8 protein-coding genes are annotated in these 11,812 nt (G+C 73.2%); 3 read left to right on the top strand and 5 right to left on the bottom strand.

Annotated elements, in window-relative coordinates; translation table 11 throughout:
- Window positions 1-32 precede the first annotated feature (32 nt).
- From ACZ4MH_RS31545 to ACZ4MH_RS31525, 5 genes are all read right to left on the bottom strand, one after another.
- Entirely contained in the window at window positions 33-485 is a 453-nt protein-coding gene (locus ACZ4MH_RS31545; protein WP_467754812.1) for a hypothetical protein, read from the bottom strand.
- Window positions 486-910: 425 nt separating this feature from the next.
- Window positions 911-1,459, bottom strand: coding sequence for an ATP-binding protein (locus ACZ4MH_RS31540; RefSeq protein ID WP_351591630.1), 549 nt, complete (start codon window positions 1,457-1,459; stop codon window positions 911-913).
- 276 nt (window positions 1,460-1,735) lie between these two features.
- Window positions 1,736-2,503, bottom strand: a complete 768-nt coding sequence (locus tag ACZ4MH_RS31535) for an enoyl-CoA hydratase/isomerase family protein (protein ID WP_351591633.1) — start codon at window positions 2,501-2,503, stop codon at window positions 1,736-1,738.
- A 140-nt stretch (window positions 2,504-2,643) separates the two neighbouring features.
- The gene (locus tag ACZ4MH_RS31530; RefSeq protein ID WP_351591635.1) at window positions 2,644-3,864 is read right to left on the bottom strand and encodes a L,D-transpeptidase; all 1,221 of its coding nucleotides are present in this window, start codon (window positions 3,862-3,864) and stop codon (window positions 2,644-2,646) included.
- A gap of 226 nt (window positions 3,865-4,090) precedes the next feature.
- Entirely contained in the window at window positions 4,091-5,308 is a 1,218-nt protein-coding gene (locus ACZ4MH_RS31525) for a L,D-transpeptidase (protein ID WP_351591638.1), read from the bottom strand.
- A gap of 166 nt (window positions 5,309-5,474) precedes the next feature.
- On the opposite strand from ACZ4MH_RS31525, the gene glgX reads away from it, so the two are divergent.
- The 3 genes from glgX (at window position 5,475) to ACZ4MH_RS31510 (ending at window position 11,616) form a co-directional block, all read left to right on the top strand.
- Window positions 5,475-7,694: a glycogen debranching protein GlgX gene (gene glgX / locus ACZ4MH_RS31520; protein ID WP_467754811.1), complete on the top strand. Its 2,220-nt coding sequence runs from the start codon at window positions 5,475-5,477 to the stop codon at window positions 7,692-7,694.
- Window positions 7,695-7,771: 77 nt separating this feature from the next.
- Window positions 7,772-9,712, top strand: coding sequence for an ABC transporter ATP-binding protein (locus ACZ4MH_RS31515; protein WP_351591641.1), 1,941 nt, complete (start codon window positions 7,772-7,774; stop codon window positions 9,710-9,712).
- Window positions 9,709-11,616, top strand: a complete 1,908-nt coding sequence (locus ACZ4MH_RS31510; protein ID WP_351591644.1) for an ABC transporter ATP-binding protein — start codon at window positions 9,709-9,711, stop codon at window positions 11,614-11,616. The genes ACZ4MH_RS31515 and ACZ4MH_RS31510 overlap by 4 nt, the downstream gene beginning before the upstream one ends.
- The last annotated feature ends 196 nt before the right edge of the window (window positions 11,617-11,812 follow it).

The raw sequence follows: 11,812 nt of genomic DNA, 5'->3' as shown, positions 1-11,812 counted from the left end.
GTCCAACGGACGGACCGGATCGCGCGGCGGCGCTATATCCGCAGTACGGGCAGGAGGGCGCAGGGATCGGTGGCGGGCGCCGGGCCGGTGGGCGGCCGGGCGAGCGCGCAGCACGCGGGGTCGTGGGAGAGGTACGGGACCGGGGTGACCGCGGGCGCCGCGAGCGGTTCGCCGCGGTGCGTGGCGGGCGCGGGCGGGGTCTCGCCCTGCCCGGGCGCGTCGCGCGGCGCGCACTTCTTGGGGGCGGAGGCGGCGACGGGTGCGGGCGCGGCTTCGGAGACCGGCCGGACTGCGGAGACCGGCGCCGCCACGGAGACCGGCGCCGCTGTGACGGCGGAGGCGGCCGGCGCCGTCATGGACGCGGCTGCGGCCGGCGCCGCGGCCGGGCCGCCGGACGTGCCGCACAGCAGCGGCGCGAAGACCACCGTCAGGAGGAGGAGCAGCGTCCAGGCCGCCGAGCGGTGCGCACGTCCCGTCGCTCCCATGCGGCCGCTCCCTCCCCGGTGTCCGGTGCCGCCCACGGGCGAGCGGCTCGGCGCCCATCCTACGGACCGTACCGGCCCGCTCCCACGAGGGAACGCCGGTACGTAATTACTCAGCGATTCCCGGCCGGGGTCGGTGATTGAAAGGCCGGTGGCGCAACTCACCTTCGATCAACCGCGACTTACTCCCCGTACGCCCCGAGACCGACCGATATGCCCTTTTGGCAGCCGCCCGCCCCGCCTGCGATAGTCGGGGCAACGACCCCCCATTGACCCGGGCCAGGTCGCACGGCGCCGTGGGCACACCCCTTCCGTCCATCGGCGCGGATTACTGGGGCCCGTTCCGCGGACAACGCGGAAGGGCCCCAGTCACGTTTTCCCGCGCGGCCCACGCGATCCGTCACACGCGGTCCGTTACGCGCGATCCGTCACGCGCGGTCCGTCACCCGCATCTCGAACCACGTCGTCTTGCCGCGCGGCAGCAGGTCCACGCCCCAGCGGTCGGAGAGCTTGTCCACGAGGAAGAGCCCGCGGCCGCTCACGTCCAGCTCGTGGACCGGCATCAGACAGGGCAGCCCGCGGGACGGGTCGCGCACCTCGACGCGGATCCAGCCGCGGCGGCGCAGCATCCGCAGGCCGAACGACCGGGCGCCGGTGTGCCGTACGGCGTTGCCGACCAGCTCCGAGACGAGCAGCACGGCGTGCTCGGCGAGCTGGGGCGTCAGCGACCACTGCTTCAGCAGGACGGACTGCGTCAATCTGCGGGCCGTGGCGGCGGATTCGGGACGCGAGGGCAGTCGTACCTCTTCGTGGGCGGGATCGCCGATGAGATCGAGCATCTGGATCGCTCCGTCACCCCGAGCGGCAGCCGTCACCCTCGCCCTCTCCCCCTCCACGTCCTGGGCGGGCAGAAACCGTCGCGCGGCAGCCGTGCCGGTCCCCGGCCGCGGCTGCTCCGTTCCTTCGAGGCCCGCCATGCCACCATCATGGACGCAACGGGCACGGTACGGGGGCGGAACCGCTGGAATCGGTCGCCCGGAATCCGCGGTTCCCGCACCCCTCACCGACATATGCCAAGGGCAGTCAACACCCCCGCGCGACCCGTCTGACCTGCGCGGCAGCCCGCTCGCAGGCGATCGCCGGGACCGGCGCGCGGCGATGACATAAGGCCCCCTTGAGCCTCACTTCATTCGCCCGCAAGGAGCACGGGCCGTGCATGCCCGATCCCATCCGTACCACCAACACCGCTCTTATCAGAGGAACTTGGCCTTGCCCGGGCCCTCCTCGACGAAACTGCGCATGCCCGTCGCGCGGTCCTCGGTGGCGAACAAGCCTGCGAACCAGTTCCGTTCGATGGTCAGCCCGGTGTCGATGTCGGTCTCCAAACCGGCGTCCACCGACTCCTTCGCGGCACGCAGCGCGATCGCCGGGCCGACGGCGAGCCGGGCCGCCCAGGCGTGCGCCTGCGCGTACACCTCTTCGGCGGGAACCACCCGGTCCACCAGCCCGAGGGCGAGCGCCTCGTCGGCCTTCACCTGACGGCCGGTGAAGATCAGGTCCTTGGCCTTGGACGGGCCGATGAGGCGGGCGAGGCGCTGGGTGCCGCCCGCGCCCGGGATCAGGCCGAGCAGGATCTCGGGCTGGCCGAGCTTGGCGTTCTCCGCCGCGATGCGGAAGTCGGCGCAGAGCGCGAGCTCGCAGCCGCCGCCGAGCGCGTACCCGGTCACCGCGGCCACCACGGGCTTGGGGATGCGGGCCACGGCGGTGAAGGAGTCCTGCAGCGCCTTGGACCGGGCGACCATCGCCGCGTGGTCCATCACCTGCATCTCCTTGATGTCCGCGCCGGCCGCGAACACCTTCTCGCCGCCCCAGATCACCACCGCGCGGACGTCGTCGCGGCGGGTGGCCTCCTCGGCCAGCTCGCGCAGCCGGTCCTGGGTGGCGGTGTCCAGCGCGTTCATGGGCGGACGGTCCAGGCGGACGGTGCCGACGCCGTCGGCCACCTCGAAGTTCACAGTCATGAGGGCAGGTTAATAGCCGTTCACGCGAACGGCGCCGGTGCACTTGGTCACAGTGGCCGGAGGCGTTTCGAACGCGGCGCCCCGCCTACTTGTGCAGCCCCCGGGGCCCCCTACTGGGGGATACCCAGGGGCAGGCGTCGCTAGTCTCCCGCCTTCCACTCCTTCCACGGCATGTTCCACACGTTCAGGCCGTTCTCCGGCTGGATGGTGCGGTCGTGCGAGTTCTTGACGACGACCAGGTCACCGATCATGGAGTTGCCGTAGAACCACCCGGCGGGCGTGGACGTGCTGCCGCCGCGGTAGTCGAAGAGGCCCACGCAGCCGTGGCTGGCGTTGCGGTTGCCGAAGGTCCACTGCCCGGACCAGTAGTTGCCGTGGATGAACGTGCCGGAGTCGCTGAGCCGCATCGCGTGCGGCACGTCCTTGATGTCGTACTCGCCGCCGAAGCCCACGGTGTCGCCGTTCATCCGCGTCACCGGGTGCTTCTCGCTGATGACCATCTTGCCGTTGTACGTCTCGGTGCCCGGCGCGCCCGAGGTGATCGGCAGCGTCTTGATCTTCTTGCCGTCGCGGACCACGGTCATCTGGTGCGAGGCCGCGTCGACCGTGCTGATCTGACTGCGGCCGACGGTGAAGGTGACCTTCTTGGTCTGCGTCCCGTAGACCCCGGGGCGGCCCTCGACCCCGTTGAGGTTCATGGTCAGGGTGACCTTCGTGCCCGGCTTCCAGTACTTCTCCGGGCGGAACTCCAGGCGGTCGTTGCCGAACCAGCGGCCCTCGATGGGCACCGACGGCTCGGCCGTCACCTTGATCGCGTTCTCCACGGCCTTCGGGTGCGTGATGCCGCGCGTGAAGCGCACATCGACCGGCATTCCGACACCGACCGTCTGCCCGTTCTCCGGGACGTGGCGCCCGACGAAGGTGTTCTTGGGCACCAGGGTCGTGAAGGCGGCGTGCTCGGCGGCCTCGCGGCCCTCGGCGTCCTTCGCGACCGCGTCGACCGTGTACTCCGTCGACGCGCCGAGGTGCCCGACCGGCCGCCAGACGCCGCCGCCCTTGGAGAGCCGGCCGTCGACGGTGTTGCCCTTGGCGTCCTTGACCGTCACGGACTTCAGCGTGCCCTTGTCCACCGTCACCTTCAGGGCGCCGCTCGTGGCGACGTCCTCGGCGCCGTCCTTCGGCGAGATCTTCACCGCGGCCTGCGACGCCGCGTCCTTGTCCCCGTCCTTGTCTCCCCCGCTGCCGCCGCACGCGGCCACCAGTACCATCAGCGCCCCGAGCACCGGAGCGAGCAGGACCCTTCCCCCCTGCCGCCGCCGAAACCGCCCTCGCGGCGCCCCCCATATCGGCTGCACGTCCAAGACTTGGCCTCTTTTCCCCTCGCACGGCCCGCATCCGCGGCGCGCGGCACGGGCCACGCGCGCGGCTGCCGCCAGATAACCACACCGGGGACGAGGACGGACTCCCCGGACATGTCACCGTTTCGTCCCAAGTGGTGACGGTGGTACGGGACGTGCGCGAGGGGGCCGCGCGGGCGGTCAAGTCGACCGGATAACGGTGCGGTCGGTGCCCGCGCGGCCCCCGGGATCAGCGGACGGCGGAGCCCCGCAGCCACTCCTCCCACGGCATGTTCCAGCCGCCCAGCCCGTTGTCCGGTGCCACCGTCGCGTCGCGCGAGCGGATCACCTCGACGATGTCGCCGATCAGCGAGTTGCGGTAGAACCACCCCGCCGGCGTGGACGGGCTGCCGCCCTGCTCGTCCCGCAGCCCGACGCACCCGTGGCTGGTGTTGGCGCCGCCGAACGTCCCCCGCGCCGCCCAGTAGTTCCCGTGCAGGAACGTCCCCGACGTGGTCAGGCGCAGCGCGTGCGGCACATCGGGGATGTCGTACTCACCACCGAAACCGACCGTGCCGCCGTCCATCCGGGTCATCGGATGCCGTTCCAGGATCACCATCCGGCCGTTGTATGTGGGGTTGTCCTGGTCCCCGGCGGTGACCGGCAGGGTCACCGGCGGCGTCCCCGCGCGCCGTACGGTCATGGTGTGCGCGGCGGCGTCAACCACGCTGGTCTGATCCCGGCCGATCCGGAAACGGACGGTCTTGTGCTGGATCCCGTACACCCCGGGCGCCGCACGCACGTCCCGCAGCCGCAGCGCCATCGTCACCTCCGTGCCCGGCCGCCAGCGCTCCCGGGGCCGGAAGTCCAGCCGGCGCGCGCCGAACCAGTGGGGAGCGATGCGGACAGCGGGGCGCGCGGTGACGGAGACGGCCCGCTCTACGGCGGCGCGGTCGCGCACCGGGCGGTTGAAGTCGAAGGAGACGATCATTCCGGTGCCGACGGTGGAGCGGTGCTCGGGCCGGAAGAAGCCGACGACGCGGTGCTCGGGCACGTACGTGGTGAAGGTCGTGTGCCGGGCGGTGCGCCGCCCCTGCCCGTCCAGCGCCACGGCCTCGACGGTGTACCGGGAGCCGAGCGCGAGCGGGGCGCCGGCCGAGCGCCAGCCGAGCCCGTCGCGGGAGAGCCGGCCGGGCACCGGCGCGCTGCCGGTGTCCCCCGCCCGGGTGACCTCGACCCGTTCCAGGCGCCCGTCCGGTACGCGTACCTCGATGCGGTGGCCCGCGCGCACGCCGCGCGCGCCGTCGTCCGGATCCACCCGTACGACCTCGCGCGGGGAGCGCGGCGCGTCCGACGTCCAGCCGCCGGGCAGCTGGCAGCCGGAGAGCAGGACGGCGCCGGTGAGCAGCGGTACGGCGGCCGTCCAGGGCCGCCCGGCCGCTCGGTTTCTGAGGGTTCGGTAGCTCACGGTGGTCTCAACGAGCGTTCGCTTCGTGGGGAAACGTGAGGTCCTGCCCAGTTCGGGGAAGGAAGGGTGCAGGGATGGATCGCCGGGAGGGCACGTCCACGCACGCGGCCGGGACGCCGTGTGCGGCACCGCCCGATCGAGTCGCCGAGCGGCGGGAGGCTGCCACGTGTCGAGCGCGCTGGAGCAGGAGGCACTGCCGGACGACGGCCGGGCGAGAACGGCCCCGGGCACGGTCACGGTGCGCCCCGGGAGCCCGCAGCCCCTCGGGGCGCGCTTCCGCAGCGGTCCGGACGGCGTCGCGGGGACGAACTTCGCGCTGTGGGCGGCGGGCGCCGAGGCGGTGGAGGTGTGCCTCTTCGACGACGCGGGCGCCGAGACCCGGTACGCGCTCACCGAGCTGACGCACGAGATCTGGCACGGCTTCGTGCCCGGCGTGCTGCCGGGGGCGCGGTACGGCTACCGCGTGCACGGCCGCTGGGACCCGTGGACCGGGGCCCGCTGGAATCCGGCGAAGCTGCTGCTCGACCCGTACGCCCGCGCGGTCGACGGGGACTTCGGGCTGCCGCCGGAGGTGTACGGCCATGTGCGGGACTGGCCCGAGCAGCACATAGCGGACACCGTGCGTGACGACCGGGACTCCGCGCCGCACGTCCCCAAGGGCGTCGTGGTGCACGACGACGCGCCCGGTGACGAGTGGGCGGACGACCGCCGCCCGAAGACGCCGTGGGCCGACTCGGTCCTCTACGAGCTGCACGTGCGCGGCTTCACGAAGCGGCACCCCGGCATCCCGGAGCACCTGCGCGGCACGTACGCGGGGCTCGCGCACCCGGCCGCGATCGGGCACTTGACCCGGCTCGGCGTCACCGCCGTCGAGCTGCTGCCCGTGCACCAGTTCGCGCACGAGGACCATCTGCTCCGGCGCGGCCTGCGCAATTACTGGGGCTACAACTCCATCGGCTACTTCGCGCCGCACGCCGCGTACGCCGCCTCCGGGACGCGCGGCCAGCAGGTGGGCGAGTTCCGGCGGATGGTGCGCGCGCTGCACGACGCGGGCATCGAGGTCATCCTCGACGTGGTCTACAACCACACGGCCGAGGCGAACGAGATGGGCCCGATGCTGTCCCTGCGCGGCATAGACAACCGCGGTTACTACCGCCTCCAGCAGGATCCGCGCCGGTACGCCGACTACACCGGCTGCGGCAACACCCTGCACGTCGTCCAGCCCAACGTGCTGCGCCTGATCACCGACTCGCTGCGCTACTGGGTCACCGAGATGGGCGTGGACGGCTTCCGCTTCGACCTGGCCGCCGCGCTCGCCCGCTCCATGCACGACGTGGACATGCTCTCGCCGTTCCTCGCGGTGATCGCGCAGGACCCGGTGCTGCGCCGGGTGAAGCTGATCGCCGAGCCGTGGGACGTGGGGATGGGCGGGTACCAGGTCGGGGCCTTCCCGCCGCTGTGGACGGAGTGGAACGACCGGTACCGCGACGCCGTCCGCGACTTCTGGCGCGGCGCGTACCCGGACGTCCGCGACCTGGGGTACCGGCTGTCCGGCTCCAGCGACCTGTACGCCTGGGGCGGCCGCCGCCCGCAGGCGTCGGTCAACTTCATCACGGCGCACGACGGCTTCACGCTGCGCGACCTGGTCTCCTACGAGCACAAGCACAACGAGGCCAACGGCGAGGGCAACCGCGACGGCACGGACGACAACCGCTCGTCGAACTGCGGCGCCGAGGGCGAGACCGACGACCCCGGCATCAAGGCGCTCCGCCGCCGCCAGCTGCGCAACCTGCTCACCACGCTGCTGCTCTCCACCGGCGTGCCGATGCTGGTCGCGGGCGACGAGCTGGGCCGCACCCAGCACGGCAACAACAACGGCTACTGCCAGGACAACGAGCTGGGCTGGCTGGACTGGTCGCTGGCGAACGACCCGGCGTGGCGGCCGCTGACCGAGCTGGTCACCCGGCTGATCACGCTGCGCCGGGCGCACCCGGTGCTGCGCCGCCGCGCCTTCTTCTCGGGGCGGCCGCAGGGGCCCGACGGGCTGCGGGACCTGGCGTGGTTCACGCCCGCGGGGACGGAGATGACGGACGCGGACTGGTATGCGCACGCCGCGGGCCTGAGCATGTTCCTGTCCGGTACGGACATCCCGCAGCGGGACGAGCGCGGGCTGCCGGTCACCGACGACAGCTTCCTCGTCGTGCTGCACGCCGGGGAGGAGCCGGGCCGCTTCACCCTTCCGGGCGCGCCGTGGGCCCGTACGTACGAGCTCCTCGTCGACACCGCGCGGGAGGACCAGACGGCGGAGCCGGGCACGGCGTACGAGGCGGGTGCCGAGGTGGAGATGCCGGGCCGGGCGGTGTGGCTGCTGCGGGCCGGGCGGTGACCGCCGCGCCCACGTGCCCGCGCGGCGGGAAAAAACCGCATGAGGATTGTCAGTGGTGACTTCTAGGCTCACTACTGATGAGCGATGACGCGCACCGCCCCGAGTCCGCCGTCCCCACTCCCCGCTCCCCCGTGCGCTCGCTGCTGCGCCTGTGGCCGTACGTACGCGTAGTACGGACCCGGCTGCTCTGCGCGGCCGGCGTCGGCGTCCTGGCGTCCGGCATGGGCCTGCTCCTCCCGCTCGTACTGAAGTGGCTGGTGGACGGGCCGGTCGCGGAGCGGGACGCGGGCGGCGTCTGGCTGGGCGGCGGCATCCTGGTGCTCCTGGGGCTGGCCGAGGCCGGGCTCTTCGGGCTGCGCCGGTGGCTGGTCGCGCGCCCGCTGGCGGGCGTCGAGGCGGCCATGCGCGCCGCGCTCTACCGCCACCTCCAGCGGCTCCCGGTGGCCTTCCACGACCGCTGGCCCACCGGGCAGCTGCTCTCCCGCGGCACGACCGACCTGCAGCTGCTGCGGATGTTCCTGGCGTTCCCGATGACGTTCCTGTTCGTCAACGGCGTCACGATCCTCGCCGGCTGCGCCATCCTGCTCGCCCAGCGCTGGACGCTGGGGCTGGTGCTCCTCGCGCCGCTCGTGCCGCTGGTGGTGCTGTGCTCGGTGTTCGAGGCGAAGTACTCCGTGGCGGCGCGCCGTTCGCAGGACCAGGTCGGCGACCTGACCACGCTGGTCGAGGAGTCGGTACTGGGCATCCGCATCATCAAGGGCTTCGGGCGGCACCGCGCCCAGGCCCGCGCGTACACCGCCCTCACCCACGAGCTGCGCGCCACCGAGCTGCACAAGGCCCGGCTGCTCGCCGCGATCTGGGGCGTCATCACGGTCCTGCCGGAGACCGCCATCGGGGCCGCGCTGGTCCTCGGTACGGTCCAGGTCGCGGACGGTGACCTGTCGGCGGGCACGCTCGTGGCGTTCCTGTCCACCGCGCTGGCGCTGCGCTGGCCCGTGGAGTCGATCGGCTTCCTGCTGGCCATCAGCAACGAGTCGGCCACCGCCGCCGACCGGTACTTCGAGGTCATGGACGTCCCGCCGGCGGACGCGGCCGACGCGGCCGTACGCGCCGCCGCTGCCGCCCCCGGCGCCCCGGCCCCCGACGGCCTCGTCCTCACCGGCGTGGAGTTCCGCTATCCCGACGCGCCCGCCGACGCGCCGCCCACGCTGCGCGGCGTCGACCTGCACGTCCGCCCCGGCGAGACGATGGCCCTGGTGGGCGCCACGGGCAGTGGCAAGACCACGCTGACCGCGCTGGTACCGCGGCTGTACGACGCCACCGGCGGGCGGATCACCCTGGACGGGCGCGACATCATGAGCCTGCCGCGGGACGAGCTGCGGTCGCTGGTCGCGGTGGCCTTCGAGGAGCCGACGCTCTTCTCGGCGACCGCGGCGGAGAACGTCCTGATGGGCGGCGCGGAGGCGGACGGGGACGGCGTGCGGCGGGCGCTGCGGGTCGCCCAGGCGCACGAGTTCGTCGCCGCGCTGCCGCAGGCCGAGCACACCCAGGTCGGCGAGCAGGGCCTGAGCCTGTCCGGCGGGCAGCGGCAGCGGCTCGCGCTGGCCCGCGCGGTGGTCGGGTCCCCGCGCTTCCTCATCCTGGACGACCCGCTCTCCGCGCTGGACGTGCACACCGAGGCGCGGGTGGAGGCCGCGCTGCGGGAGGTACTGGCGACCACGACCGCGCTGATCGTCGCGCACCGCCCCTCCACGGTGCTGCTCGCCGACCGGGTCGCGCTGCTCTCCGGCGGCCGCGTCGCCGCCGTCGGCACACACCAGCAACTGCTGCGCGAGAGCGCGGAGTACGCGCACTTGATGTCGGGCGCGGGTCCGGTGGGCGCGGGTCCGGCGGGCGCCGAGACCGACGCCGACCCGGCCGGCGCCGACCGGTCCGGTGCCCCGAGCCCTGCCGCCGGGTCGGCCCCCACCGCAGACGCCGCCGCGCCGGCCCGTACCGCAGAGGAGACGGAGCGATGACCACGACCACGACCGCCGCCGGCCGGCCGCCCGAGGACAGCGACGACGACGCGGCCGCGCCGCCCGGTTCGCCCTCGTCCGGCGACCCCTCGTCCGGCGACCCCTCCGCCGGCGATCCCTTCGACCGGGACGTCCTGCCCACCCCCAAGGGCGCCTCGCTCGCCCTGCTCCGCTCGCTGCTGCGCCCGTACGCGGGCCGCGGCCGGCTCACCGTCGTCCTGCTCCTCCTCCAGCAGGCCGCCGTGCAGGCCGGGCCGCTGCTCGTCGCGTACGCCATCGACAGCGCCGTGCCCGCGCTGCGGGCGCACGACCACGGCCCGCTGCTCGCCGTCGGCGCCGGATACCTGGCGTGCGCGCTGGCCGCGGGCGCCCTGCAGTACGGCTTCACGCGGTCCTGCGCGCGGGTCAGCCAGGACGTGCTGCGCGACCTGCGCGGCCGGATCTTCCGGCACGCCCAGGCGCTCAGCCTGGACTTCCACGAGCGCTACACCTCGGGACGGCTGATCTCCCGCTCCACCACCGACGTGGAATCGCTGCGCGAGCTGCTCAACGACGGCCTGCAGGAGCTCGTCGGGGTCGTACTGTCCATGGTCTACGTCACGGCGATGCTGCTGTACTTGGACTGGGGCCTGGGCACGGCGGCCGTGCTCTCCACGGGGCCGCTGCTGCTCTTCATCCGCTCCTTCCGGCGCCGCTCCCGGCGGGTCTACGAGCGCCGCTCGACGGCCATCGCCGCGGTCATCGTGAAGTTCGCCGAGACGCTCAACGGCATCCGCCCGGTGCAGGCGTTCCGCCGCGAGCGGCCCAACGACGCGGCGTTCGGCCGCCTCAACCGCGTCCACGAGCGGGTCAACGGCACCGCCATCCTGGAGATGGCCCGGTACGTCCTCCTCTCCCGCACGGCCGCCAACATCGCCCTCGCGGCCATCGTCCTGTGGGGCGCGTACCGCGTCGCCACCGGCTCGCTGGCCCTCGGCGTACTCGCCGCCGCGGTCCTCTACCTGCGCCGGCTGTACGACCCGATCGACCGCCTCGGCATGTTCCTGAACGCCTACCAGTCGGCGTCCGCCTCCCTGGAGAAGATCGCGGGCCTCCTCGCCCAGCGGCCCGCCGTCCCGGAACCGGCCACGCCCGTCCCGCTGCCCGAGCGCGCCGCCGACCGCCCCGGCCGCGAAGTCGTCTTCTCCGGCGTCCACTTCTCCTACCGCACCGGCGGCGAGGTACTCCCCCGCTTCGACCTCACCCTCACCGCGGGGAAGACCGTCGCGGTGGTCGGCAGCACGGGCGCGGGCAAGTCCACCCTCGCCAAGCTGCTCGCCCGCTTCTACGACCCCACGGGCGGCCGGGTCCTGCTGGACGGCGTCGACCTGCGCGACCTCTCCACGACTGACCTGCGGCGCGGGGTCGTCATGGTCACCCAGGAGGCGTTCCTCTTCTCCGGCACGGTCGCGGAGAACATCGCCATCGGCCGCCCCGAGGCCCCGCGCGCCGAGATCGAGCGGGCCGCGAAGGCCCTCGGCGCCCACGACTTCATCGCCGCGCTCCCCGAGGGCTACGACACCGACGTGCGCAAGCGCGGCGGCCGCATCTCCGCAGGCCAGCGCCAGCTCGTCGCCTTCGCCCGTGCCCTCCTCGCCGACCCCGCGGTACTGATCCTCGACGAGGCCACCTCATCCCTGGACGTCCCCGGCGAACGCGCCGTCCAGCGCGCCATGCACACCGTCCTGCGCGACCGCACCGCCGTCGTCATCGCCCACCGACTCTCCACGGTCGAAATCGCCGACCGCGTCCTGGTGATGTCCCACGGCCGCATCGTCGAGGACGGCACCCCACCCGAACTCATCGCGGACAAGGGCGAGTTCGCCTCCCTCCACGAAGCCTGGCGGGACAGCCTGGTGCAGTGAGCGGCGAGCAGTGAAGCGTCCGCGCCGAGCGCCTGTCGATTACCGTCAATGGCTCCCTGACTGCCCCTACATCCGTAAAATCTCCACTGCCTCACGTGGCGCGCCAGGCACACTGCGCTCGCCCGTGTCGGTTTCCCCTGCGCCCACCATGCACAGTGGGCTTGCCCCTCGCACCACTTCGTCGCGTCAACTACGC

It is taken from the genome of Streptomyces sp. NPDC026301 (assembly GCF_055567935.1).
Note: the sequence above shows the minus strand (reverse complement) of the source record. Positions and strands in the feature narration are given on the sequence as shown.

What these genes read in the sequence shown, in the direction of transcription:
- ACZ4MH_RS31545 (WP_467754812.1), bottom strand. Translation starts at nt 485, where the DNA reads ATGGGAGCGACGGGACGTGCGCACCGCTCGGCGGCCTGGACGCTGCTC.
- ACZ4MH_RS31540 (WP_351591630.1), bottom strand. Translation starts at nt 1,459, where the DNA reads ATGGCGGGCCTCGAAGGAACGGAGCAGCCGCGGCCGGGGACCGGCACG.
- ACZ4MH_RS31535 (WP_351591633.1), bottom strand. Translation starts at nt 2,503, where the DNA reads ATGACTGTGAACTTCGAGGTGGCCGACGGCGTCGGCACCGTCCGCCTG.
- ACZ4MH_RS31515 (WP_351591641.1), top strand. Translation starts at nt 7,772, where the DNA reads ATGAGCGATGACGCGCACCGCCCCGAGTCCGCCGTCCCCACTCCCCGC.
- ACZ4MH_RS31510 (WP_351591644.1), top strand. Translation starts at nt 9,709, where the DNA reads ATGACCACGACCACGACCGCCGCCGGCCGGCCGCCCGAGGACAGCGAC.